The organism is Sanguibacter sp. Leaf3, assembly GCF_001425965.1.
Classification (GTDB): domain Bacteria; phylum Actinomycetota; class Actinomycetes; order Actinomycetales; family Cellulomonadaceae; genus Sanguibacter; species Sanguibacter inulinus.
Genome location: NZ_LMRH01000001.1, coordinates 148,152 through 172,240, shown reverse-complemented (window position 1 = coordinate 172,240; position 24,089 = coordinate 148,152). Strand labels below are relative to the sequence as shown.

Genomic DNA, 24,089 nt, shown 5'->3' with positions numbered 1-24,089 from the left:
CCTATCACGGAGGCCGCCCGAGAGGGGCTGTGAAGTGTCGCCCGCGTCACACCTGGCTGGGATGCCCGTCACGTCCTACACTCCGAGGACAGAACCTCACCAGGGGCTCGCCAAGCGCTCACCAGGGGGCAGCGTGACGGTTGGCAGCACGCACGACGACGTACGGGCGAGGTCTGCGCCGCGACTCTCGGGGCTCGCGGCGCGTCTCGACACCGCAGTCGGCGTCGACCGCCGCCGGACGACGGCGGCATACCAGTCGGGGTTCGCCGTAGCAGTCGTGGTGGTCGCCGCGCTGGTCTTCGCCTTCGACCGCGACCTCTTCGTCAGCGGGACCTTCGTCGCCGGGCTGGTCCTCGCGGCGGTCGCGAGCGCCAGTGCCTTCTCGCCGTGGCTGCCCGACACGACCCTCGGGCTGGCACTGGTCGCAGGGGCGGACTTCGTGGTCGTCGCGCTGCTGTCCTTCGCCCCGGGCCTGCAGTACTCCGTCCTCGAGGTGCTCGTCCTGTTCCCCTCGCTCTGGCTGGCCTTCGAACGCCTGTGGCCAGGGGTCGCCGCCGCGGTGCTGGCGACCCTCGCCGTGGTGGTCGTGCCGGACGTGGTCGACGGTGCGGCGCTCGACCTGAGCTTCTGGTTGCACACCTTCGTGCTGCCCTTCATCGTCGGGGCGGTCGCGGGGGTCGCGGCCCTGCTCACCGAGTACCGCTACAGGCAGGAAGAGCTGCTCGAGCAGGAGCGCGCCCGGCTGACCGAGACGCTCCGGTCGAGCCAGACGACCTCGCTGCTGCTCGAGACCGTCCTCAACACCATCGACACAGGCGTGCTGGTCGTCGACGCCGAGGGTGGTGTGCTCATCACGAACCGCAGGCAGCAAGAGCTCATGGAGCTCGCCCGGCCCCAGACCCCGGACAGCCCCTGGGCCGTCTACGACTCGGACCGGACCACCCTGGTCCCGCCCGAGCGGATGCCCTCAGCCCTGGCGCGCGAGGGCGAGATGGTCACCGCGGCCTTCTTGTGGTTCGGTCACGAGAGGTCGACGCAGCGGGCGCTGCTCGCCACCTCGCAGGCGATCTTCGACGGGGCCGGAGAGGTCTGGGGTGCCGTGGTCGCCAACACCGACATCACCGACCTGGTGTCGGCCATGCAGGTCAAGGACGACTTCGTCTCGACCGTCTCCCACGAGCTCCGCACGCCGCTGACCTCGATCATCGGGTATCTGGAGCTCATCGAGGAGGGGCACGAAGACGGGGAGTACGACCTGCCCGACGAGGTCCACGGGCAGATCGAGGTGGTGGCCCGCAACGCCTCGCGGCTGCTCGCCCTCGTCTCCGACCTGCTCACCACGGCCCAGCACACCTCGGGCACCCTCGCGCTGCGCATGACGGCCGGCCGGCTCGACGAGATCACCCAGCAGTCGGTCGACGGTGTGGCCGACAGGGCGCGGGCCCGCGGGGTCGCGCTGCGCGTCGATGTCCGGCCCACGCCCGAGCAGCTGCTCGACAGGGCACGGATCACCCAGGTCCTGGACAACCTGTTCTCGAACGCCCTCAAGTACACCCCGCGTGGTGGGACCGTCGAGATCGACGTGACCGCCCACAGCGACCACACGTCACTGCGGGTCCGGGACACCGGGATCGGCATGAGCGAGAGCGACGTGAGGTCGCTGTTCGCGAAGTTCTTCCGCGCGGAGTCGGCGCGCAGGGCTGCGATCCCGGGTGTCGGGCTCGGGCTGGTGATCTGCAAGGCGATCGTGGAGGGGCACGGCGGCACGATCGTCGTCGACTCGTCGCTCGGGCAGGGCAGCACCTTCGAGGTGCGGCTCCCGCTCGCAGGTCCCCCGCAGGCCGGTCCTTCGCCGGCAGGATGACGGCCACGTATCTCGACCTGTGGGGCCTCGTCCAGGACGGGCGGCCCGTCGAGACCCCGTCCAGCGTGCTCATGCCTGTCCGCCGCGGCGACGAGCGCGCGATGCTCAAGGTCGCCCACGTCGACGAGGAGCGTCGGGGCGGTGGCGTCATGGCCTGGTGGGCGGGCCGGGGCGCTGTGCGCGTCCTCGAGCACGACGACACCGCCGTGCTGCTCGAGCGCGCCGTCGGCCCGAGGTCGCTCGCGATCCCCGTGGCGACGGGTCTCGGCACGCCCGGGTGGGAGCGCGACGACGCGCACGCGACCGAGGTGCTGTGCGAGGTCGCCCGCACCCTGCACGCCGTCGACGCGGCCGAGCCGGACCGCCCACCGGGTGTCGTCCCGCTCGACCGATGGTTCCGCGACCTGCTGGCGGTCGAGGGCACCCTCCGGGGCTTCCTCCACCGCAGCGCGGTCACCGCGCGGGAGCTGCTGGCCGACCCGTGGGACGAGACCCTCCTGCACGGCGACCTGCACCACGGCAACGTCCTGGACACCGGCACAGTGCAGTCCGCACGGTGGCGCGTGATCGACCCCAAGGGACTCGTCGGCGAGCGCGGCTTCGACTACGCCAACACCGTCTGCAACCCCACGCCCGAGGTCGCGGTGAGCCCCGGGCGCCTCGAGCGTCAGGTCGAGGTGATCTCCGCTGCGGCTGACCTGGACCGCGACCGCCTGCTGCGCTGGGTGGTCGCGTGGACGGGGCTGTCGTACGTCTGGCACACGGGCGAGGGCACAGGGCCTGACGGGCCGAGCCCGAGCGCCACGGCGGTCCTCACGGTCGGTCGCGCCGCCGAGCAGCTGCTCCGAGACGGTCAGCACCCTGCGCGGTGAGCCACCATCCCCGTCAGCGCCCGTCGCGGTCGGCGAGCTTGGCGAGCATCTGGTTGTACTCGTCCATCTCGACGTCGCCGTCACGGTCGACCTTGCGGTCGCGGCGCTTGGCGACACGGTCGTCGTCACGCGACCACGACAGCGCGACGAAGACCGCGAGCAGGACCGTCGGGATCTCGCCGACACCCCAGGCGATGCCACCGCCGGTCTGCTGGTCGGCGATCGCGCTCTCGCCCCACGGGCGCCCCATGAGGCCGAACCACTCGGGCACCATGAGGATCTCGCCGCTCATGAGCGTCACGCCGAAGAAGGCGTGGAAGGCCATGGTCGCGAGCAGCAGCAGGAGCCGCTGCGCGTGCGGCGGGCGCGAGGGCCCCGGGTCGATGCCGATGAGCGCGTTCGCGAAGAAGTAGCCGGCCATCGTGAAGTGCACGGTCATGAGGATGTGCCCGATGTGCGTCGAGAGCGCGTACTCGAAGGCCGGGGTGTAGTAGAAGATCACCATCGACCCTGCGAAGTTCAGCGCGGCGACGATCGGGTGCGCGAAGAACCGTCCGTAGTGCGAGTGGATGATGATCAGCAGCCACTCGCGGGGTCCCCGGGTGCCGTCCTTGCGGGCCGGCAGCGCGCGCAGCGCGAGCGTCATGGGTGCGGCGCTGACCAAGAAGATCGGCACGACCATCGCCAGGACCATGTGCTGGAGCATGTGGGCGCTGAACAGGACCGCGCCGTAGACGACTGGCCCGCCGTTGGTCACCCAGAACATCACGAGCATGCCGACCACCCACGAGAGGGTGCGCCAGACCGACCACGCGTCGCCGCGCCTGCGCAGCCGCAGGACCCAGCGCAGGTAGACGACCAGCCCGGCGACGCACGCGAAGCCGAGCAGCACGTCCCAGCGCCACTCGGTGAACCAGCGCGCGACCGTGGGCTCGGGCGGGAGCTCGTGCCCGGTGATGAGGTAGGCGGGGCTGGGGTCGGTCGGCGGGGCGTTGTCGTCGGGCGGGTTCGTGCCACCGAGAGCCACGGCGACACCGCTCACGGCGCCCATGACGAGCAGCTCGGCGCAGGCCAGGCGCCAGAAGAGACCCGTGGTCTTCGGCGAGGCGGGGGTGGTGTCGGCCGCACGGGCGGCCGTCGTCGCCGTCGCACCGACGGCCGTGACAGCACCGAGGCGTCCGACGACCCACTGCCTGTGCGCCCACCCGAAACCGCCGAGCACCAGGAACAGGGCGGTCTTGGTCAGGACCAGCACCCCGTAGTCGGTGCTCAGCCCGGAGACACCGCCGAGCCGCACCGCGGCGTTGACGAGGCCGGAGAGGGCGACGAGCACGAAGCACCAGGACGCGACCGGCGAGAACCTCGAGACGGTGACCGCGAGCGCCTCGCCGTCGAGAGCCCGGCGCACCCGCAGCAGCGCGATCGAGGCGAGCATGCCGATCCACAGACCGGCCCCGACGAGGTGCATGAACATCGAGGACACGGCCAGCTCGTGGCTGGTCGAGCCTGAGGCGTGCCCCATGAGCGACTGGATGACGAGCGGCACGAGGGCGAGCACGAGGGTCCAGGCAGCGCCTGTCGGTGTGGTGACGAGCAGCGCGAGGACGGCGACGACCGCCACGATGAGCGCGATCGCGAGCAGCGCCCGCCCCGAGGGGATCTGCGTGAGGTACACGCCGAGCTGTTCGCCGAAGCCCTCGGCGGAGAGGGTCAGGCCGACGGTGTTGGCACCTGTGAGCACCACGCGGGCGAGGGCGCAGACCGCCCACACGCCTGCTGCGGCTCCGGCCGTGCTCAGTGCGGTGTCGAGCGGGCGGCCGGGTCGCACGACGAAGACCGCGAGCATCAGGGACCCGAGGGTCACGGCGAGCGACAGCTCGGTGAGGACCGTGGTGAGCGGCAGGCCCCACCGGACGACGGGCCCGGGGTCCTGCAGGAGCTGTGAGGCGAAGGCCGCGGAGAACACCCCGCCGAGGGCGAGGGCGACGATCGCGACGAGCACGGCGAGGGGAAGGGTCCAGGTCAGCGACCTGGGGGCTGCGGGGACCACCTGGGCAGCGTCCTGCGCACCGCGCGAGGAGGTCGGGCGGTGGGTGGAGGGGCGCTGCGCCCGGGTGCGGTCCTGCTGTCCTGCGGTCACGTCTCCAGGGTAGTTCGGGCGGCTGAGAGCGACGGACCGGCGGGAGCCGGTGCTGTGGACGAGGACGCTCCTGCACAGGGTTCGCGCGGCTCCTATGGGTACCTGAGCATGGGGAGCGCGGTCCATCGCGCGGACCCGCCCAGAGCACCTCCCGCTGGCATACTGAAGGCCGCTCCCGACGAAAGGCGTCACCCCATGAGTGCAGGTGAAGGCGGCATCACCCCCGCTGACCTCGACAAGGCCTCGACCCTGCTGCACAGGGTCGCGACGGTCTTCGACCAGAAGGTCGTCGGGCAGGAGTCGCTGCGCACGGCGCTCGTCAGCACGCTCATCACGGGCGGGCACATCTTGCTCGAGTCTGTGCCGGGCCTGGCGAAGACGACGGCGGCCGAGACCCTCGCGGCGTCGGTCGGCGGCAGCTTCCACCGCATCCAGTGCACGCCGGACCTCATGCCGAACGACATCGTCGGCACGCAGATCTACAACTACGGCGAGGGCTCCTTCACCACCCAGCTCGGGCCTGTCCACGCGAACCTCGTGCTGCTCGACGAGATCAACCGGTCGAGCGCGAAGACCCAGTCCGCGATGCTCGAGGCGATGCAGGAGCGCCAGACCTCGATCGGCGGCGTCGAGTACAAGCTGCCCGACCCCTTCATGGTGCTCGCGACGCAGAACCCGATCGAGGAGGAGGGCACCTACGTCCTCCCCGAGGCGCAGATGGACAGGTTCCTCGTCAAGGAGGTCCTCACCTACCCGGCGGCCTCGCACGAGGTCGAGATCCTCGAGCGGGTCGCGTCGGGCCGCCAGAGCGCGCCGATCACCGCCGAGCCCGTCTCCCTCGACGACGTGAGGTTCTTGCAGGGGCTCGTCGACGACGTGTACGTCGACACCTCGATCAAGCGCTACATCGTCGACGTCATCAACACGAGCCGCTGCGGCGGTCCGCGACCGGTCCCCGGGCTCGCGGCCCACGTGCGGGTCGGTGCGAGCCCCCGCGGCAGCATCGCGCTCATGCGCGTCGCGCAGGCGCTCGCCATCCAGTCGGGCCGCAGCTTTGTCATCCCGGACGACGTCAAGGCGACCCGGCACGCCGTCCTGCGCCACCGTCTGGTCCGCACCTTCGACGCCCTCGCGAACAACGTGCAGCCGGAGCAGCTCATCGACGCGATCTTCGACGCAGTCCCGACCCCGTAGGCCCTCTCATGGACTCCACCTCACGGCTCGCGCAGGTCAGGGCGAGGCTCGACCTCCCCCTCGCACGCCGTGCGTCGGGGCTGCTCGAGGGACGCCACCGCTCGATCCTCAAGGGGCACGGGCAGGACTTCGACGACCTCTCGCTCTACACACCGGGCGACGACGTCGGCGACATCGACTGGAAGTCGAGCGCCCGCGCGGGCATCCCGGTGATCCGGCGCTTCGCGCGGCAGTCCAACCTCAACCTGGTGATCGTCGCAGACACCGGCCGCAACATGGCGGCCCTGGCTGCGGGCGGCGAGGAGAAGTCCGAGGTCGCCGTGTTCATGGCGTCTCTCGTGGCGTACCTGGCGCGCGACCGTGGGGACAGGGTCGCGCTCGTCGCGGGCGACGCGGAGCGGCTGGTCCAGCGGCCGCCGCGCTCGAGCACCCAAGAGCTCGAGCTCATGCTGCACGTCCTCGCGGGTGCCTACGACGTGGACGCCCCGGCGAGCGACCTCAACAGGCCGCTCGAGCGGGCGATGAACGCCTTCCAGCGCCGGTCGCTCATGCTCGTCATCACCGACGAGGCGCGGCCCGAGCCTGGCCACGAGCAGCTGCTCCGCCAGCTCCGCGTGCGGCACGAGGTGATGGTGCTCGCGGTGGCCGATGCCTCTGCGCTCACGCTCACCGGAGGCGCGACGAGCAAGCCTGTCCGCGACGTCGACGCCGACCTCCAGCTGCCCCCTTTCCTGCAGCGCCGTCGCGCGCTCCAGGCCTCGGGCGAGCAGGTGGTGCGGGCGCGGCGCGACATGGTCGCCGAGCTGCTGCGCCGCCAGCAGATCCACGGGATGACCGCTACGGGCTCCGACCATGCGGTCGTCCAGCTCATCGACCTGCTGGGGAGGCAGAAGCGTGCCGATCGATGACCTCGTCGGGCCCCAGGCCTTCAGCCCGTGGTGGGCGATCACCGGTGTGCTCGTCATCGCCCTCCTCGCCGCGTGGGTGATCGTCGTCCTCGTGCTCACCCGGCACCGTCCGCCGGCCCCGCAGCCGCAGGACCCGAGCACGGTCCTGTCCCCCGGCGCCGACCCCTTCCGCGACCTGCGGACCACGTACCTCTCGCAGGTGGACGAGGCGAGCCGCGCCTTCCACGCCGGGGAGATCGACGTCCGTGAGCTGCACCTGCGCCTGAGCACGATCGTGCGCGGCTTCGCCGGGAAGCGGCGGGGTGTCGACACGACGGTCATGACCCTGACGGACATCGAGCGGCTCACGGGTGCTGGGAGCCTGGCGACCCTCATCGCGTACTACTACCAGCCCGCGTTCTCCGAGGCCACGACGGCTACGGGCGTGGAGAGCATCGACGGAGCGAGGACGGTGATCACGACGTGGTGAGTGCAGAGGGCATGCTCGCAGACGGGCTGGTCGCCGCGGCGCAGGCGGCCGCAGGGCTGGTCGCCGCGCCCCAGGACCTCGCCGCAGAGTCGGTCACCTCGTCGATCGTGTGGCCCTGGGTGGTCCCGGTCGTGGTCGCCGTCGTCGTGGTGGTCGGCATCGTCGCGTGGTACCTCACGCACCGTCCCCACCCGGTCAAGGACGAAGAGGCCGTCTGGGTCGCGAACTCCGGCTACGTGGAGCACATCCCGCAGATGACCTCGTGGGTGCGCCGCTACAGGGCGCTCCAGTGGGCCGGCGTCGGCGCGGTCCTCGTCGCGGCGGTCGCCGCAGGGTTCCTCGCCGCGCGGCCCGTCGACATCACGACGAGCCAGGGCAAGCTCGCGACCCGCGACATCGTGCTGTGCCTCGACGTGTCCGGCTCGATGATCGAGTACGACCAGCAGGTGGTCGACGTGTTCTCCGAGCTGGTCGACAGCTTCGAGGGTGAGCGGATCGCCCTGTCGATCTTCAACTCGACGTCGCGGACCGTCTTCCCGCTGACCGACGACTACACGCTCGTCCGGGAGCAGCTCGAAGAGGCCAAGGCAGCCCTCGACCCGCGGCTGCTCGAGTCCGACGACATGGAGCTCGTCGACAGGTACCTGCGGCTGACCGCGGGGACCCTGGGCAGCATGGAGGGCTCCTCGCTCATCGGCGACGGCCTCGCGAACTGCTCGCTGCAGTTCGACCAGGAGGACTCCGAGCGGTCCAGGTCGATCATCCTGGCCACGGACAACGACCTGCTCGGCACCCCGATCTACACCCTCCAGCAGGCCGTGGACCTCGCGAGCTCGCGTGACGTGACGGTCAACGGCCTGTACGGGGCGGCCGAGGGAGAGTCCGCGGACAGCCCTCGTGCCAAGGAGTACGGAGAGGCCCTCGAGGGCGCCGGCGGGATGTACTTCTTCAGCGACGACCCGCGCGCCGTCGAGGCGATGGTCGCCGACGTCCAGTCCCAGCAGGCCGTCGACCTCGACGCCGCCCCCGAGATCTCGCAGGCGGACAAGGCCGGGCCGTGGCTCTGGGTCGCGCTCGTCGGTGTGACCCTGCTCGTCCTCGTCCAGTGGAGGTTGCGCGAATGAGCCTGCACCCGCTCCTGCCCGTCGCCGTCCTCCTCGTCGTGGTCCTGCCGCTGCTCGTCGTCACGGCGGTCCTCGCCGTGCGCGGTCTGCGCGCCGGGTCGTCGACGGGCCGCGCCCAGGCCGCCTCGTGGACCGTGAGGTTCTTCCTCGTGCTCGTGGTCGGCGTCATGGGCCTCGGCCCGAGCGTCCCGCGCACCTCGACAGACTCCGCGGCCGCGGCCGTCGACGTGTTCTTCGTCGTGGACCGCACAGGGTCGATGGCCGCCGAGGACTACGACGGCCAGGCCAAGCGCCTCGACGGCGCGAAGGCCGACATCCTCAGCGTCGTCGACGAGATCCCTGGCGCCCGCTACTCGATCATCTCCTTCGACTCCCAGGCGACCCGTCAGCTGCCGCTCACGACCGACACCCGGGCGGTGAGGTCCTGGACCGAGACGACCGACCGGGAGCTCACGTACAGGTCGCGCGGGTCCCTCGTAGACCGCCCGCTCGACGAGCTCGGTCGCGCCCTCCAGGGCTCGGTCGAGCAGCGGCCCGCGAACGTGCGGCTGGTGTTCTTCCTCAGCGACGGCGAGAACACCGCCAAGGGTCAGCGTGCCTCGTACGCCGACCTCGCCCCGCTCGTCGACGGCGGCGCCGTCTTCGGCTACGGCACCGAGGAGGGCGGCCAGATGCGCTCCCTCGACTTCTCGGGGGACGGCGACATCGAAGAGGGCGACTACATCGTCGACTACGCGACAGGGTCCCCGGGCGTCTCGAGGCTCGACCCGGCCGAGCTCCAGGCCGTCGCCGACGAGCTGGGCGTCCCGTACCTGCACCGCACGGCTCCTGGCCCGACGACCGAGGTGACGGCCGGGATCGACCCCGACGTCATCGCGACCGACGGGCGCCGGGCCGTGACGTCCTACCAGCCCCTGCTGTGGCCCTTCGCGGTCGTTCTCACCCTGCTGCTCGGCCTCGAGGTGTGGGGGTCTGGACGGCGCATCGGACGAAAGGTGGGGCTGACGCATGGCTGAGAGCACAGGACCTGAGCAGGCACCCCAGCACCCCGACTGGCCTGCCACAGGCATCAAGCGCACGAAGACGGAGCCCGACCTCCCCACGCACGCCTCCAAGCGGTCTGCGCGCGGGGGTGCTGCCAAGGCCCAGGGAACCGGTGGCGCCGCGACGTCTGCGGCCGAGGCTGCGACGGCCCGCGACCACCTCGCGCACCAGGCCGCCGAGCGTGCCGCCCGCGAGGCTGCCGACGCGAGCCTGCAGGCACGCCGTGCCAGGCTGCGCCGACGCCGGAACCTGCTGCTGTGGTCGTCGCCGCTGATGGTCGTGGCGCTCGTGGTCGTCGGCAAGGCGCTGTCCGTCCCGGTCATCGCCAACGGCGCGAAGGACAGCTTCGACGAGCAGGGCTACGTGGAGGCTGCCGCGGACTACCACCGCCTGCAGACGTGGGACGTGGCCGAGCAGTGGAAGGTGTCCTTCAACGAGGGCACCTCGCTGCTGGCCGCCGGAGACCTCGACCCTGCCGAGACCCTCCTCGACCAGGCGCTGTCCGAGGTCCCTGCGATGCCCGAGGACCTCACCCCGTACTCGGACGCCGAGCTGCGCGAGCTGCCGGCCTGCCTGGTGCGGACCAACCTCGCCGTCCTGCACGAGACGCGCGCCGAGGGCAAGCACACCGACGCCGACGCGCTCGTGGAGGAGATGAAGGAAGAGCAGGAGGCTCTCGACGCCCTCGGTCCTGACGGTCCGACCGACGGGTCGGCCGCCCCCGACCCCGAGCCCTTCCGTCTCGACGCGATCGCCACGTACCTCGAGGCCGAAGAGCTCTACAGGACGGCCAACGCCGTGCGGATCGAGGGCGGGTGCCCCGACGTCGACGAGTCGCGCGAGCGTGCGACGGGCCGGGAGACCGAGGCTCGCGAGAAGCGCGAGGCCCTCGAGAACCCGCCGCCCCCGCAGGATGGTGGCGGCGAGGACGACCAGAGCGACCCGCCCCCGGAGGGCGAGGAGGGCGAGCCGCCCCCGCCGGACCCCGCCGAGCAGGAGCGCCAGGACGAGCTCCAGGAGCGCGCGAAGGACGCCGAGCTCGACAAGCAGCAGCAGGAGGGATACACGGACGACGGCGAGCCCTTCGACGGAGGTACGCCACAATGGTGAGCGTGACCGATGACGTGAGCACACCGACGACCATCCGCTCCAACTGGGCGGGGAACCTCGAGTACAGGGCAGCCCGGCTGCTCCGGCCGACGACCCTCGAGGAGGTGCGCGAGGCCGTCACGGCCGGTGGCCCCGTGCGGGCCGTCGGGTCGAGGCACTGCTTCAACGACATCGCGGACTCGACGGGGACGCACCTGAGCCTCGAGAGCTTCGAGCCCGTCGACGCGAGCACGCTGACCGTCGACACCGACGCCCACGGGGCGACCACGGTCACGGTCTCGGGCGGTGCCCGCTACGGCGACCTCGCGACGGCGCTCTACGCGCACGGCCACGCGGTGCCCAACCTCGCGTCCCTGCCGCACATCAGCGTCGCCGGGGCGATCGCGACCGCGACCCACGGCTCGGGCGTGACCAACCAGGGCCTCGGCGGGGCCGTCGTGGCCCTCGAGATCGTCACCGCGACGGGCGAGGTACTGACGGTCCGGCGAGGCGACGGTGCTGCGGAGACCTCCGGGGACGCAGGATCGGGCGCAGCCGCAGGCTCGGCCGGACCCGCAGAGGTCGATGCCGACGTCGACGACGCCCCCCTGCCCTTCGACGCGGCCGTGGTGCACCTCGGTGCGCTCGGCATCGTCACCCGCGTGACCCTCGCGGTCGAGCCGACCTTCGACGTCCGCCAGGACGTGTTCGTCGACCTCCCGTGGGAGTCCTTCGAGCGTGACGCGGACGCCGTGCTCGGCGCCGCGTACTCGGTGAGCGTCTTCACCACCTGGCGCGACGACGCGATGGACCAGGTGTGGCTCAAGAGCCGCGTCGACGAGATCAAGACCCGCCCCGGGGGCGCGCTGGCCCTCGGCGAAGACTTCCACGGAGCCCGCCGCTCCCCCGTGCCGCTCCACCCGCTGCCGGGGATCTCGGCCGAGAGCTGCACCGAGCAGCTCGGTGTGGCCGGTCCCGCGCACGAGCGCCTGGCCCACTTCAAGATGGACTTCACCCCGAGCAACGGTGACGAGCTCCAGAGCGAGTACATCGTCCCGCGCGAGCACGCCGTGGCAGCCGTCGCGGCCGTGCGTGCCCTGCGCGAGCAGATCGCGCCGCTGCTCCAGGTGACCGAGATCCGCACGATGGCGGCCGACGGCTTCTGGCTCAGCCCGAGCGGCGCGCAGGACTCTGTCGGGATCCACTTCACGTGGCTCCAGAGGCAGCCCGAGGTCGAGGCGCTGCTGCCCGTGATCGAGGCCGCGCTCGCGCCCTTCGACGCCCGCCCGCACTGGGGCAAGCTCTTCACGACAGACGCGGCGCGTCTGGCCGAGCTGTACCCGCGGCTGCCCGAGCTCCGCGCCCTCGCGGCCCGTCTCGACCCCGAGGGTGTGCTGCGCAACGACTACCTGGACCGGGTGCTCGGCTAGACGGCTACGGGTGCGCCGACCGGTTGTCGATCACGGCGCACCGAGCCCCACGTGCCGAGCCCCAGCCCGCGACGTAGCGTGGCTGGCATGGATCTGACGAAGTACGGCCACGCCTGCGTGGTGCTCAGCAAGGACGGGCGCAGGCTCGTCATCGACCCAGGAGCCTTCACCGAGGACGGCGTGATCGGCGACGCGGAGGCCGTGCTCGTGACGCACGAGCATCCCGACCACCTGAGCGTCGAGGCTCTCGACGCCGCGTGGGCTCAGAACCCCGGGCTGCGGGTGTGGACGACGGCTGCAGTCGCAGAAGTCCTCGGCGACCGGGACGGTCGGGTCACAGCCGTCGCCGACGGGGACACGTTCACGGCGGCCGGCTTCGACGTCACCGCCGTCGGCGAGTGGCACGCGGTGATCCACCCCGACGTCCCGCGCATGCAGAACGTGGGCTTCGTGGTCGACGGCACGGTCTTCCACCCGGGCGACGCCTTCACCATGCCCGGCCGCCCGGTCGAGACGCTGCTGACCCCGGCCCACGCGCCGTGGTCCAAGCTGCAGGAGATCATCGACTGGGTGCGGGCAGTGAGCCCGGTCCGGACCGTCTCGGTCCACGACGGCGCGCTCAACGACCGCGGACTCGGTCTGGTCAACCGGATGCTCGGGGCCGACGGTCCTGGTACGGGCGCACAGCACCTGGTGCTCGCCTCGGGCGAGACGGTCAGGCTGACGTAGCAGCAGACGACCCGCGCGGGGAGCGCCCGCGCGGGTCGACTGTGGTCGAGCACCTCGACCGAAGAGCTCCTGCTCAGAACACAGGCTTCCCACCGGTCACGCCGATGACCGTGCCGGACACGTAGCTCGCGTCGGGCGAGGCGAGGAACACGTACGCCCCGGCGAGCTCGCCCGGCTGGCCCATGCGGCCGAGCGGGGTGTCCTGGCCGAAGCTCTTGACCTTCTCCTCGGGCATGGTCGAGGGGATCAGCGGCGTCCAGATCGGTCCTGGCGCCACGGCGTTGACGCGGATGCCCTCAGGCCCGAGGTCGCCCGCGAGGTTGACCACGAGGTTGTTGAGCGCGGCCTTGGTCGAGGCGTAGTCGAGGAGCGCCTCCGAGGGCTGGTACGCCTGGATGGACGTGGTGACGATGATCGACGCACCGCTCTCCAGGTGCGGCCTGGCCGCCTGGATCAGCCACAGCGTCCCGAAGACGTTCGTCTCGTAGACGCGGCGGACCTGCTCGGGCGAGTAGTCCTCGAGCCCGCCCGGCTGGGCCATCTGGTACGCGGCGTTCGCCACGAGCAGGTCGATCCCACCGAGCTCGCGGACGACCTGCTGCACGAGCGCGTCGTTGGCGGCGGGGGTGCGGACGTCGACCTCGACGGCCAGGCCGCGGACACCTTCGGCCTCGACCAGCGCGAGGGTCTGCGCGGCGTCGTCACGCTCTTCGGGCAGGTGGCCGATCGCCACGTCCGCGCCCTCGCGGGCGTAGGCGATGGCGACGGCGCGGCCGATGCCGGAGTCACCGCCGGTGATGAGGGCTCGCTTGCCCTTCAGCCGGCCGTGACCGACGTAGGACGTCTCGCCGTGGTCGGGGGTGGGGTCGAGGGCCGAGGTGGCCCCGGGCCACCGGAGGTCTGTGGTCGTGGGTGTGGTCTCGTCGCTCATGCGTCAACGCTAGGCGCAGGCCCGGAGCCTCGCACGGCGGCCTGTGTGGACGCGGGCGTGGGTGGTCACCGTCGTCTGCGCGCGCACCGCCGCAGATCAGCCCTCGCCGCCGAGCGTCCCCGTGAGCCGCGCGTGCCGGGCTGCCGAGACGTCGTCGAGCCCGCGGATCGTCACGGTCGTGCCGCGGCGGGCGTAGCGGGTGGTGATCGCGTCGAGGGTCGCGACCGTCGACGCGTCCCACACCTGCGCGCCGGAGAGGTCGACGACCACCTCCGACGGGTCGCGGGCGTAGTCGAACCTGGACACGAGGTCGTTGGACGACGCGAAGAACAGTGCCCCGGTGACCGTGTACACGCGGGCACCCGACGCGTCGTCCGAGACGACGACGTCGGTCAGGTGCGCGACCCGGCGGGCGAAGAGCAGCGTCGCGACGAGGACCCCGGTGACGACCCCGATCGCGAGGTTGTGCGTGGCCACGACCACCGCGACGGTGACGACCATGACCGCGGTCTCGCTCTTAGGCATGCGCCGCAGCGTCGAGGGCCGCACGGAGTGCCAGTCGAAGGTGCCGACCGAGACCATCACCATGACGGCGACGAGGGCGGCCATCGGGATCACGGCGACCACGTCGCCGAGGCCGACCACGAGCGCGAGCAGGAACACCCCGGCGAGGAAGGTCGAGATGCGGGTGCGTGCCCCGGAGGCCTTCACGTTGATCATGGTCTGGCCGATCATCGCGCAGCCGCCGATGCCGCCGAAGAACCCGGTGATGACGTTCGCGGCGCCCTGGCCCCACGCCTCGCGGGTCTTGTCGGAGTGGGTGTCGGTGACCTCGTCGACGAGCTTGGCGGTCATGAGCGACTCGAGGAGCCCGACGACGGCCATCCCGAGCGCGTAGGGCGCGATGATCCGCAGCGTCTCGAGGTTCAGCGGGACGTCGGGCAGGAAGAGGGTCGGCAGCGAGTCGGGCAGCGCGCCCTCGTCCCCGACTGTCGGGACGTGGACGGCGAAGACGACCGTCGCGGCTGTCAGCAGCACGATGGTGACGAGCGGCGCGGGGACGGCCGTCGTCAGCCTGGGCAGCAGCACGAGGATCGCGATCGCGGCGAGCACGAGCGGGTAGACGAGCAGCGGGACGTCGACGAGGTGCGGTACCTGCGCGATGACGATGAGGATCGCGAGAGCGTTGACAAAGCCGACCATGACCGAGCGTGGGATGAAGCGCATGAGCCGGGCGACGCCGAGGACCGCGAAGAGCACCTGGACGACCCCGGCGAGGATCACCGTCGCGACGAGGTAGTCGACCCCGTGCTCCCGGGCCACGGGGGCGATGACGAGGGCCACGGCGCCCGTGGCCGCGGAGATCATCGCGGGGCGCCCGCCGAGGAAGGCGATCGAGACGGCCATGGTGAAGGAGGCGAAGAGCCCGAGCCGCGGGTCCACGCCCGCGATGATCGAGAAGGAGATGGCCTCGGGGATGAGCGCGAGCGCGACGACGAGCCCGCCGAGGACCTCGGTGCGCAGGCGGCGCGGCGAGCGCAGCGCGGCGCGGACGGAGTGCGCGGCGTCCGCCTCGGGCGGCGCGGCAGGCCGGGGCGCGGTGGGGTGCTGAGGAAGATCTGGCACGGGGGTCCTCACGGGGTGCTGGGCGCGCGGGCACGAAGCGGGCGGCGAGCGAGGGAAGATGGGTGGTCGGCAGACGACCGACCGACGAGACTCTACCCTAACGTCAGGGTAGAGTCGGCAGACGCCCGGCGAGGGCGACGGCAAGGAGACGACGACTGATGACCGCCCCCGAGGCACACGACGCGGCGCACGAGCAGGGCTCGGCGAGGACGGCGACGCCGACGCCGACGCCGACGCCGACGATGCACATCGGCGCCCTCGCGGAGCGCACCGGCATGTCGCTGCGCACCCTGCGGCACTACGACGAGACCGGTCTGCTCAAGCCGTCGGGTCGTTCGGAGGGCGGCTTCCGCCTCTACACCGACGACGACCTTGCACGCCTCCTCGTCATCCGTCGCATGAAGCCTCTCGGCTTCAGCCTCGACGAGATGGCTGACCTGCTGGAGGTCGTCGACCAGCTCCGCGCCAGCGCAGGAAGCACAGGCAGTGCCGACGGTGCCGACAGCGCCAGCAGTGGCGACAACGCCGCAGACACCCACGGCCCGCTGCGCGCGCGGCTCGACGCCTACGTCGAGTCAGCCCAGGAACGCCGCGCAGAGCTCGCCCGCAAGCTCGACATGGCCGACGAGTTCATCGCGCTGCTGCGCAGCACGTAGGCGGACCGCAGCCCAGCACGACCACCCGGCGAGCGGGTGAAAATCTCGCCAGCGCCCCTTCCCGCGGTCGAGCCGTGCACCGGCGCGTCACCCGGTCGGCGACCACCTGCTCCCGGTCGCTGACCTGCCCGATCGCGCCGCCCCACGCACCCGAGCCGTCTGCCTCGTCCCTCCCTCCGCCCTCACGCATGCCGTGCCCCCCGAGCACCTGCACACTTGTGACGTGGCACACATCACAGACCCGTCGTAGCGTGGGCTGATCACTCCGGGGGGAGAGTCGTCCCTCCGGACTCATCGCTGGAGACGACCATGGCTGCCACGGAACCCCGGGGCGCCACGCACGCACCGGGTGCTGGCGCCAGACGCTGGCTCGGTCGCGGCCTCACGAGCCTCGGGGCCCTCACCGTCGCCGGTGGTCTTGCCGTCGCCCTCTCCTCCTCGGCCCAGGCCGACGAGACGACTCCCCCGGCGGGCCCCGCTCAGGGCCTCCTCGTGCAGGGAGTCGTAGACCTCGGGGCCGGGGTCGGCGATCTCGGAGACGCGCTCGCCGGAGCCGTCGGAGGTATCACCGCACCGGTGACCGACGTGGTGACGGGAGTCGTGCAGGGTGTCGTCGCCCCTGCCGCACCGGCCCCAGCGCCGCAGACCCCACCACCGCCGCCCCCTGCCGCCCCGGCGCCGCCTGTCGCGGCACCCCCGGCAGCTCCGCCTCCCTCATCGCCACCTCCCTCATCCCCACCCACCGTCGAGCAGCCCGTTGCTCCGGTGGTCGACGCCGTGGTCACCCCGGTGACGCAGGTCGTGGCTCCCGTGGTCGGCGCCGTCGTCGAGCCCGTCACGGACCTCGCAGCTCCCGTCGTCGACACGACGGCTCCCGTCGTCGCCACAGTCGTGGACGCGGTGCTGACAGGCGCCGACCCCGTCCTGGACACCGTGCTCACGCCCGTCGGCGAGGCTGTCTCGCCGGTCGTCGAAGACGTCGTCCTCCCCGTCCTGGACCCTGCGGTCGACGTGCTGGCCCCCGTCTCCGGCGCCGTCGGTGCAGTGCTCCCGCCCGTCCTCGCCCCCCTCGTGCCTGTCGTCTCCCCTGTGGTCGGGGCGGTCCTGCCGCCTGTCCTCGGGGTGCTGACACCGGTGCTCGACGTGGTCGCGCCCGTCGCGGCGGTCCTGACCCCCGTGACAGACGTCCTGGTCCCCGTCGTCGACGCGCTGTCACCCGTCGTGACCCCGGTCGTCGACCCGGTGATCGACGTGGTCGGCCCGCTGCCGCCTGTCGTGCTTCCACCGCCGCCTGGTAGCCCAGAGACCCCGCCTGGCTCGGGCACGGGCACGACCCCAGTCGCCGACCCGGAGAGCTCTGGCTCCTCCACGTCCACGACGGTCCCGCCAGCCGCCACAGGTCCTGAAGACACGGCTGACGCAGCAGGCTCATCGGCTATGCCTGCTCTCGGCACAGGTACGCTCTCCGAGCACCGCGTGAGCGGCTCCCCCTTCTCCGCCGACCCCGCCGTCAGCGTCGCGGGCTCCGTCCCGACCGCGATCCCCTCCCCCGCTGTCGGCTCTTCCTCCGGGTCCGCGTCAGCCCCCGCCGCCCCCCGCCTCAGCGAGCCGATTCTCCCGACCCAGCCCGCGGCCCCCACAGCCCCGTCGGCCCCCGGCTCGGCGTCCTCGACGTCACGGGCTCCATGGGCGACCGACGCGATCCTCCCGACCGACCCGACCATGCCGCTGCTCGCGGCGTGGGTCCTCACCGCGGGCGACGTCGCCCCGTGGCAGGACGTGGCACAGGACATCTCCGTAGCACCTGACTGAGCTGGGCCCCGTCGACCCTCGTCGTCGACCACGCCCCGCAGCAGGCCGACCGGTCTGCGCGCACGCTCTCACGTCAGGAACGAGCTCTCATGAACACGTACGTCAAGCGCGCTCTGCGCACCACGCTGCTCGCCAGCGGTCTGGTGCTCGCAGGCACAGCAGCAGCCCACGCAGCAGACACCGACGGCATCGGGAACGGGTCGGAGGTGGTCGCGCCGGTGACAGTCGACGTCGACCTCTCCGGGCTGCCCCTCGGACTCCTGGGCGACGCTTCCAGCACCGTCGTCCAGCCGGCACCTGCGGCGCCACCGCAGACACCGCCGGCAGAGACCGGCCCCGTGGCCGAGCTCCCCGTCCAGGCACCGGCCGAGACGACCCCGGTCGCCGAGCCCGCCCCGGTACCGGCACCTGCACCGGAGACAGACGGCATCCTCAACGGGACGGACGTCGCCGCACCTGTCGACGTGGACGTCGATCTCTCCGGCATCGCCGTGGGCGGCATCGGAGACGCCGAGTCCACCGTCGTGACCCCGGCGCCTGCGCCTGCACCGGCACCGGCACCTGCACCGGCACCGGCACCGGCACCTGAGGCTCCCGCCACCAGCGAGACCGACGGCATCATCAACGGCACCGACGTCGCCGCACCCATCGACGTGGACGTCGACCTCTCCGGCATCGCCGTCGGCGGCATCGGGGACGCCGAGTCCACAGTCGTGACCCCGGCGCCCGCGCCAGCACCTGCACCTGCACCTGCACCTGCACCTGCACCTGAGGCTCCTGCCGCAGGCGAGACCGACGGCGTCCTCAACGGAACCGACGTCACCGCACCCGTCGACGTCGACCTCGACCTCTCCGGACTCGCCCTCGGCGTGATCGGCGACGCCACCAGCACCACCACCAGCGGAACCACCACCACACCGGCAACACCCACCACCCCCGCCACAGGCACCGCCGGACCCACCGACGGCCTCCTCAATGGCACCGACGTCACCGCACCCATCGACGTCGACCTCGACCTCTCCGGCATCGCCATCGGCGTGATCGGCGACGCCACCAGCACCACCACCAGCGGAACCACCACCGGCACACCCACCACCCCCACGACAGGCACCGCCGGACCCACCGACGGCATCCTCAACGGCACCGACGCCATCGCACCCATCGACGTCGACCTCGACCTCTCCGGACTCGCCCTCGGCGTGATCGGCGACGCCACCAGCACCACCACCGGCGGAACCACCACCGGCACACCCACCACCCCGGGCGGCATCTCGACCGGCGGTCTCCTCGACGGCGTGCTGAACGACCTCGGGGTGACTGCTCCGATCTCGCTCGGTGTCGACCTCTCGGGCGTCGCAGTGGGAGTGATCGGCGATGCTGAGAGCACCGTCGTCGTCCCGACAGTCCCGACGACCCCCGTGGACCCGACCGACCCGGTCGACCCGGTCGACCCCACTGACCCGGTCGACCCCACAGGTCCGATCGACCCGACCGACCCCGTCGACCCGACGGACCCCGTCGACCCCACAGGCCCGATCGACCCGACCGACCCCGTCACGCCTGTCGTCCCCGGGACGACGACCGACCCCGTCACCTCCGGTGGTGGCGCAGGTGGTCTGACGACCGCCGGAGCGATGGTCAGCACCACGACCACCGAGGCGACGACGGCCGGCTCGGCCGACCGCGGGTCCGCTCGGACCTCGGCCACCTCGACCCGGTGGATGGCGGAGTCCGCTCCGACCACCCAGCTGGCACACACTGGGACGCAGGCTCCCAGCCTGCTCGCCCTCGTGGCTCTGCTGATCGCCGGTGGCCTCGGCCTCCGTCGCGCAGCGCGCCGCACCGTCTGACCGTCCAGCTCGACTGCGCTGACCCGCACGTACCCCACGAGGTCCACGAGGTCCACGAGGTCCGCGCACCCTGAGGATCACCGCCTCAGGACGCACGACGCCGGAAGCCGGGATGGCTCATCGCCATCCCGGCCTCCGGCGTGTCACGAGACCACGAAGCCGTGCAGTCACGCACCGCCTGCTCGGCCTACAAGACCGCCCTGCCCGCTCGGCCTGCGCCCTCAACCCCAGACGAGCGCCTGCGCCGGCTCCTGCAGCACAGCGGCGACGTCGGACAGCAGCCTCGACGCGAGGGCCCCGTCGACGAGGCGGTGGTCGACGCTCAGCGCGAGCTGGGTGACGTAGCGCTTCTTGATCTTGCCCTTGTGCACCCACGGCTGCTCGCGGATCGCCCCGAAGGCGAGGATCGCGGCCTCGCCCGGGTTGAGGATCGGGGTGCCGGTGTCGATGCCGAACACACCGACGTTCGTGATCGTGATGGTCCCGTCGGACATGTCGGACGGGCTCGTGCGCCCCGCCCGCGCTGTCGCGGTGAGGTCGGCGATCCCCTGGGCGAGCGACTTGAGCCCGAGCCTGTGCGCGTCCTTGATGTTGGGCACGATCAGCCCGCGCGGGGTCGACGCGGCGATCCCGAGGTTCACGTAGTGCTTGTAGACGATCTCCTGCGCGTCCTCGTCCCAGCTCGCGTTGATCTCCGGGTGCCGGTTGATCGCGATCAGCAGCGCCTTCGCGGTGATGAGCAGCGGCGTGACGCGCACGTCGGTGAACTCGCGGTCCTTGCGGAGCCTGTCGAGCAGACGCATCGTCTTGGTGACGTCGAGGGTGTGGAACACGGTGACGTGCGGCGCCGTGAAGGCGCTCGTGACGACGGCCTCAGCCGTGCGCTTGCGGACGCTCTTGACGGGTACCCGGGTCTGGCGTCCGTCGGAGGAAACCTGCCCGGAGGCGAGCCACGGTGCGTCGTCGTCGACGTAGGTCGCGAGGGCGCGCGGCTGAGCCTGCGCGCTGTAGGCGAGGACGTCTTCCCGGGTGACGATGCCACCGGGCCCCGTCGCGGTGACGCTCGACAGGTCGAGGCCGAGGTCCCGGGCGAGCTTGCGCACGGGCGGCTTCGCACGGACGGCGAGCGACCCGGGGCGTGGTGCGACCTGCGAGACCGACCCCACAGACTGCGCGGCGAAGGCCGGCGGCGCGACGGCAGGGCGCGCAGCCGCAGGCTGCGCAGGAGCAGCGGGCCGGGCAGGAGCAGGTGCGGGTGCAGACGGCGCAGCCTGCGAGGCAGACGAGGTCGCACCCTGCCCAGGCGCGCCGGCTCCAGCAGGCTCCGCAGCACGTCGAGCACGACGCGTCGTCCCACCCGTCGCGACGCCGTAGCCGACGAGCACAGCACCAGAACCTTCGCTCGCCTCAGCCGCACCCGCGTCAGACGACCCAGCCCCGGTCTCAGCAGCCCCAGCCCCCTCAGCGCCAGCCTCGCCACCCGAGCCCGCGCTCGGCGCGATCCCGTCGGGGTCGGTGTCCACGACGATGATCGGCACGCCGACCTCGACGACGGTCCCGACCTCGGCGAGGATCTCGGAGACCACGCCAGCGAAGGGCGAGGGGAGCTCGACGAGAGACTTGGCCGTCTCGATCTCGACGATCGTCTGGTTCACGGTGACACGGTCGCCGACAGCGACATGCCACGCGACGATCTCCGCCTCGGTGAGGCCTTCGCCGGCGTCCGGCATGGTGAAGCGCTCAAAGGTGGGCATCTAGGTCCTCCGGCAGTACAGACGAGAAACGGCGGGCGTGCGGGTCGCGCGTGCAGCGCAGACGGGTACAGACGGGTGCGGTCTGGAGCGGGGCGCGGGCGGGTGTCCCCACCCCCGCCTGCGCCTCAGAACGCGAGCGAGCGGTCGACGGCGTCGAGCACCCTGTCGAGGCTCGGCAGGTACTCGTGCTCGATCTTCGCGACGGGGTACGGCGTGTGGAACCCGCCCACCCGCAGCACCGGCGCCTCGAGGTCGTAGAAGCACCGCTCCGTGACTGTCGCGGCGATCTCGGCACCCGTCCCGAGGAAGGTGGGGGCCTCGTGCACGACCACGCAGCGGTGCGTCTTGCGCACCGACTCGACCACCGTATCGGTGTCGAGGGGCGAGATGGAGCGCAGGTCGACCACCTCGATGCTCGTGCCCTCCGACGCGGCGGCCTCGGCGACCTTGAGGGCCGTCGCGACGGTCGGCCCGTAGGCGACCAGGGTGAGGTCGGTCCCAGGACGTGCGACCACGGCCGTGTTGAGCGTCGCGAAGCCGTTGGCCTCGGCCACGGTGACCGGCTCACGCACGGTGATGGACTCGCGCACGGGCTGCTCGTCGGCGTCGCCCTGCCCGCCGGCGCTCTGCTCGTCAGCCGCACCCTGCTGGTCAGCGTCAGCACCCTGCTGCTCCGCAGCGCGTCGCCCGTAGGGTCCGGCGGACAGGTCGACCGCGCCCTTCTCCCAGTACCGGCCCTTGGGCTCGAAGAAGAGCACGGGGTCAGGGCTGGCGATGGCCTCCTGGATCATCGTGTAGGCGTCCTGGGGCGACCCGGGCGAGACCACGCGCAGCCCGGGGGTGTGCGCGAACAGCACCTCGGGGCTCTCCGAGTGGTGCTCGACCGCGCCGATGCCGCCACCGTAGGGCACCCGGACGACGACGGGGACCGTGAGGCGCCCGCGCGACCTGTAGTGCATCTTGGCGAGCTGCGTGGTGATCTGGTCGAAGGCCGGGAAGATGAAACCGTCGAACTGAATCTCGCAGACAGGCCTGTAGCCGCGCAGCGCGAGGCCGATCGCCGTACCGAGGATCCCGGACTCGGCGAGCGGGGTGTCCACGACGCGGTCCGCGCCGAACGAGGCCTGGAGCCCGTCGGTCACGCGGAAGACTCCGCCGAGCGGGCCGATGTCCTCACCCATGAGCAGGACCTTGTCGTCACCGCCGAGGGCGGCGCGCAGACCGGCGTTGATCGCCTTGGCGAAGGGCAGCGTCTGGACGTCGGTGGGGATCGGTGCGGCAGCCTGGGTGCGGCCGGCTGTGCTGCTGATGCTGCTGGTGGTGCTGGTGCTGGTCGGCGTGCTCATCGGTGGCCTCCCTGGTCCGTGAAGGACGACTCGTAGGACTCGAACCAGGCGCTCTCGCGCGAGACCACCTGGTGGTCGGTCGCGTAGACGTGGTCGAACATGGACGCGGCGGCGGGCTTGCCGAGCGCACGGACGCTCACGCGGATCCGCTCGCCGAGGGCCTCGGACTCGGCGTCGAGGGCCGCAGCGGCCTCGTCGTCCCAGGCGCCCTCGGAGACGAGGAGCGCGTGCAGGCGGGCGATCGGGTCGCGGTCGCGCCAGTAGTCCTCTTCGGCGCGGGTGCGGTAGCGGGTGGGGTCGTCGGAGGTGGTGTGAGCACCCATCCTGTAGGTGACGGCCTCGATGAAGGTCGGTCCGCCGCCGCTGCGGGCGCGCTCGAGGGCCTCGGCGGTCACCGCGTAGCAGGCGAGGACGTCGTTGCCGTCGACGCGGACGCTCGGGACGCCGAAGCCGGCACCGCGGCGGTACAGCGGGACGCGCGTCTGGGTCGAGGTCGGGACGGAGATGGCCCACTGGTTGTTCTGGCAGAACAGCACGACGGGGGCGTTGTTGACGGCCGCGAAGCCGAGGGCCTCGCTCACGTCGCCCTGCGAGGTGGCGCCGTCGCCGAAGTACGTGATGACGGCGGTGTCGCGCTCGGGGTCGCCGGTGCCGACGAGCCCGTCGCGCTGGACACCCATCGCGTAGCCGGTCGCGTGGAGGGAGTGCGAGCCGATGACGAGGGTGTAGAGGTGGAAGTTGTGCGCCTCGGAGTCCCAGCCGCCGTGGTCGACCCCGCGGAACAGGCGGAGGATCTGTGCCATGTCGAGGCCGCGGGTGTGCGCGACGCCGTGCTCGCGGTACGACGGGAAGGCGACGTCCTGCGGCGCGAGGGCACGGCCTGAGCCGATCTGCGCGGCCTCCTGGCCGAGGAGCGGCGCGAAGAGCGCGAGCTCGCCCTGGCGCTGGAGGGCCGTGGCCTCGGTGTCGAAACGGCGGACGAGGACCATGTCGCGGTAGAGACCGCGGAGCTCCTCGGGGCCGAGGTGGCTGGTGCGGGCCCTGTAGGGCGCGTTGCGGTCGTCGGCCACGCGGCGGCCGTCGGGGGTGACGAGCTGGACGGGTGCGTCCTCGTCGGTCTGGGAAGCCTCTGTCGGCTGCATCAGGTCGGTCACGCCTTCTCCTCCACGGTCAGTGCACGGGCTGCGAGGCCTGCGCACGGAGTCGGACGACGTCGAGCCAGCCGGCATCGTCTCCCTACCTCTCAGTAGG

The 24,089-nt window shown here is 71.8% G+C and carries 19 protein-coding genes; 13 read left to right on the top strand and 6 right to left on the bottom strand.

Going from position 1 to position 24,089, the window contains the following annotated elements:
* The first annotated feature begins 133 nt into the window (after positions 1-133).
* Both ASG53_RS00770 and ASG53_RS00765 read left to right on the top strand, forming a co-directional pair.
* Entirely contained in the window at positions 134-1,864 is a 1,731-nt protein-coding gene (locus ASG53_RS00770; RefSeq protein WP_056127152.1) for a sensor histidine kinase, read from the top strand.
* A complete protein-coding gene (locus ASG53_RS00765) occupies positions 1,861-2,736 on the top strand; it encodes an aminoglycoside phosphotransferase family protein (RefSeq protein ID WP_056127150.1) in 876 nt (291 codons plus the stop codon). Before ASG53_RS00770 ends, ASG53_RS00765 begins: the two co-directional genes overlap by 4 nt.
* Positions 2,737-2,749: 13 nt before the next feature.
* Here ASG53_RS00765 and ASG53_RS00760 read toward each other — a convergent pair whose 3' ends face one another.
* Positions 2,750-4,876, bottom strand: coding sequence for a bifunctional copper resistance protein CopD/cytochrome c oxidase assembly protein (locus ASG53_RS00760; RefSeq protein ID WP_056127148.1), 2,127 nt, complete (start codon positions 4,874-4,876; stop codon positions 2,750-2,752).
* A gap of 195 nt (positions 4,877-5,071) precedes the next feature.
* Here ASG53_RS00760 and ASG53_RS00755 point away from each other — a divergent pair, with 195 nt between their 5' ends.
* The 8 genes from ASG53_RS00755 (at position 5,072) to ASG53_RS00720 (ending at position 12,863) form a co-directional block, all read left to right on the top strand.
* A complete protein-coding gene (locus ASG53_RS00755; RefSeq protein ID WP_056127146.1) occupies positions 5,072-6,070 on the top strand; it encodes an AAA family ATPase in 999 nt (332 codons plus the stop codon).
* Between the two features lie 8 nt (positions 6,071-6,078).
* Positions 6,079-6,978, top strand: a complete 900-nt coding sequence (locus tag ASG53_RS00750) for a DUF58 domain-containing protein (RefSeq protein WP_056127145.1) — start codon at positions 6,079-6,081, stop codon at positions 6,976-6,978.
* Positions 6,965-7,447, top strand: coding sequence for a hypothetical protein (locus tag ASG53_RS00745; RefSeq protein ID WP_056127143.1), 483 nt, complete (start codon positions 6,965-6,967; stop codon positions 7,445-7,447). The genes ASG53_RS00750 and ASG53_RS00745 overlap by 14 nt, the downstream gene beginning before the upstream one ends.
* Positions 7,444-8,571 (top strand): VWA domain-containing protein, encoded by a 1,128-nt coding sequence (locus tag ASG53_RS00740; protein ID WP_156382617.1) that lies wholly within the window; start codon positions 7,444-7,446, stop codon positions 8,569-8,571. Before ASG53_RS00745 ends, ASG53_RS00740 begins: the two co-directional genes overlap by 4 nt.
* On the top strand, positions 8,568-9,587 hold the full coding sequence (locus tag ASG53_RS00735; RefSeq protein WP_056127139.1) for a vWA domain-containing protein: 1,020 nt from the start codon (positions 8,568-8,570) through the stop codon (positions 9,585-9,587). Before ASG53_RS00740 ends, ASG53_RS00735 begins: the two co-directional genes overlap by 4 nt.
* A complete protein-coding gene (locus tag ASG53_RS00730) occupies positions 9,580-10,725 on the top strand; it encodes a hypothetical protein (protein ID WP_056127137.1) in 1,146 nt (381 codons plus the stop codon). The genes ASG53_RS00735 and ASG53_RS00730 overlap by 8 nt, the downstream gene beginning before the upstream one ends.
* Complete coding sequence (locus ASG53_RS00725; RefSeq protein WP_056127135.1) at positions 10,719-12,134, top strand: D-arabinono-1,4-lactone oxidase; 1,416 nt, start codon at positions 10,719-10,721, stop codon at positions 12,132-12,134. Before ASG53_RS00730 ends, ASG53_RS00725 begins: the two co-directional genes overlap by 7 nt.
* An 87-nt stretch (positions 12,135-12,221) precedes the next feature.
* Positions 12,222-12,863 (top strand): MBL fold metallo-hydrolase, encoded by a 642-nt coding sequence (locus tag ASG53_RS00720; protein ID WP_056127133.1) that lies wholly within the window; start codon positions 12,222-12,224, stop codon positions 12,861-12,863.
* Positions 12,864-12,936: 73 nt separating this feature from the next.
* On the opposite strand, the gene ASG53_RS00715 is transcribed toward ASG53_RS00720, so the two are convergent.
* Both ASG53_RS00715 and ASG53_RS00710 read right to left on the bottom strand, forming a co-directional pair.
* Entirely contained in the window at positions 12,937-13,794 is an 858-nt protein-coding gene (locus ASG53_RS00715) for an SDR family oxidoreductase (RefSeq protein ID WP_056127130.1), read from the bottom strand.
* 96 nt (positions 13,795-13,890) lie between these two features.
* A complete protein-coding gene (locus tag ASG53_RS00710; protein ID WP_200945437.1) occupies positions 13,891-15,420 on the bottom strand; it encodes a SulP family inorganic anion transporter in 1,530 nt (509 codons plus the stop codon).
* 242 nt (positions 15,421-15,662) lie between these two features.
* On the opposite strand from ASG53_RS00710, the gene ASG53_RS00705 reads away from it, so the two are divergent.
* The 3 genes from ASG53_RS00705 to ASG53_RS20485 all read left to right on the top strand — a co-directional run bounded on the left by ASG53_RS00705 (position 15,663) and on the right by ASG53_RS20485 (position 19,738).
* A complete protein-coding gene (locus ASG53_RS00705; protein WP_056130409.1) occupies positions 15,663-16,076 on the top strand; it encodes a MerR family transcriptional regulator in 414 nt (137 codons plus the stop codon).
* Positions 16,077-16,385: 309 nt separating this feature from the next.
* A complete protein-coding gene (locus tag ASG53_RS00700; protein ID WP_056127128.1) occupies positions 16,386-17,888 on the top strand; it encodes a hypothetical protein in 1,503 nt (500 codons plus the stop codon).
* An 89-nt stretch (positions 17,889-17,977) separates the two neighbouring features.
* Positions 17,978-19,738, top strand: coding sequence for a hypothetical protein (locus ASG53_RS20485; protein WP_056127126.1), 1,761 nt, complete (start codon positions 17,978-17,980; stop codon positions 19,736-19,738).
* 221 nt (positions 19,739-19,959) lie between these two features.
* Here ASG53_RS20485 and ASG53_RS00690 read toward each other — a convergent pair whose 3' ends face one another.
* The 3 genes from ASG53_RS00690 to pdhA form a co-directional block, all read right to left on the bottom strand.
* Positions 19,960-21,492, bottom strand: a complete 1,533-nt coding sequence (locus ASG53_RS00690; RefSeq protein WP_056127125.1) for a dihydrolipoamide acetyltransferase family protein — start codon at positions 21,490-21,492, stop codon at positions 19,960-19,962.
* A gap of 125 nt (positions 21,493-21,617) precedes the next feature.
* Positions 21,618-22,838 (bottom strand): alpha-ketoacid dehydrogenase subunit beta, encoded by a 1,221-nt coding sequence (locus ASG53_RS00685; protein WP_082543683.1) that lies wholly within the window; start codon positions 22,836-22,838, stop codon positions 21,618-21,620.
* Positions 22,835-23,980: a pyruvate dehydrogenase (acetyl-transferring) E1 component subunit alpha gene (pdhA, locus tag ASG53_RS00680; RefSeq protein ID WP_056130403.1), complete on the bottom strand. Its 1,146-nt coding sequence runs from the start codon at positions 23,978-23,980 to the stop codon at positions 22,835-22,837. The genes ASG53_RS00685 and pdhA overlap by 4 nt, the downstream gene beginning before the upstream one ends.
* Between the last annotated feature and the right edge of the window lie 109 nt (positions 23,981-24,089).

Bases quoted from the DNA above. Each gene is read 5' to 3' on its own strand.
- ASG53_RS00750 (WP_056127145.1), top strand. From the start codon at position 6,079: ATGGACTCCACCTCACGGCTCGCGCAGGTCAGGGCGAGGCTCGACCTC.
- ASG53_RS00715 (WP_056127130.1), bottom strand. From the start codon at position 13,794: ATGAGCGACGAGACCACACCCACGACCACAGACCTCCGGTGGCCCGGG.
- pdhA (WP_056130403.1), bottom strand. From the start codon at position 23,980: ATGCAGCCGACAGAGGCTTCCCAGACCGACGAGGACGCACCCGTCCAG.
- ASG53_RS00730 (WP_056127137.1), top strand. From the start codon at position 9,580: ATGGCTGAGAGCACAGGACCTGAGCAGGCACCCCAGCACCCCGACTGG.
- ASG53_RS00720 (WP_056127133.1), top strand. From the start codon at position 12,222: ATGGATCTGACGAAGTACGGCCACGCCTGCGTGGTGCTCAGCAAGGAC.
- ASG53_RS00755 (WP_056127146.1), top strand. From the start codon at position 5,072: ATGAGTGCAGGTGAAGGCGGCATCACCCCCGCTGACCTCGACAAGGCC.
- ASG53_RS00685 (WP_082543683.1), bottom strand. From the start codon at position 22,838: ATGAGCACGCCGACCAGCACCAGCACCACCAGCAGCATCAGCAGCACA.
- ASG53_RS20485 (WP_056127126.1), top strand. From the start codon at position 17,978: ATGAACACGTACGTCAAGCGCGCTCTGCGCACCACGCTGCTCGCCAGC.
- ASG53_RS00700 (WP_056127128.1), top strand. From the start codon at position 16,386: ATGGCTGCCACGGAACCCCGGGGCGCCACGCACGCACCGGGTGCTGGC.
- ASG53_RS00735 (WP_056127139.1), top strand. From the start codon at position 8,568: ATGAGCCTGCACCCGCTCCTGCCCGTCGCCGTCCTCCTCGTCGTGGTC.
- ASG53_RS00725 (WP_056127135.1), top strand. From the start codon at position 10,719: ATGGTGAGCGTGACCGATGACGTGAGCACACCGACGACCATCCGCTCC.
- ASG53_RS00705 (WP_056130409.1), top strand. From the start codon at position 15,663: ATGCACATCGGCGCCCTCGCGGAGCGCACCGGCATGTCGCTGCGCACC.
- ASG53_RS00765 (WP_056127150.1), top strand. From the start codon at position 1,861: ATGACGGCCACGTATCTCGACCTGTGGGGCCTCGTCCAGGACGGGCGG.
- ASG53_RS00690 (WP_056127125.1), bottom strand. From the start codon at position 21,492: ATGCCCACCTTTGAGCGCTTCACCATGCCGGACGCCGGCGAAGGCCTC.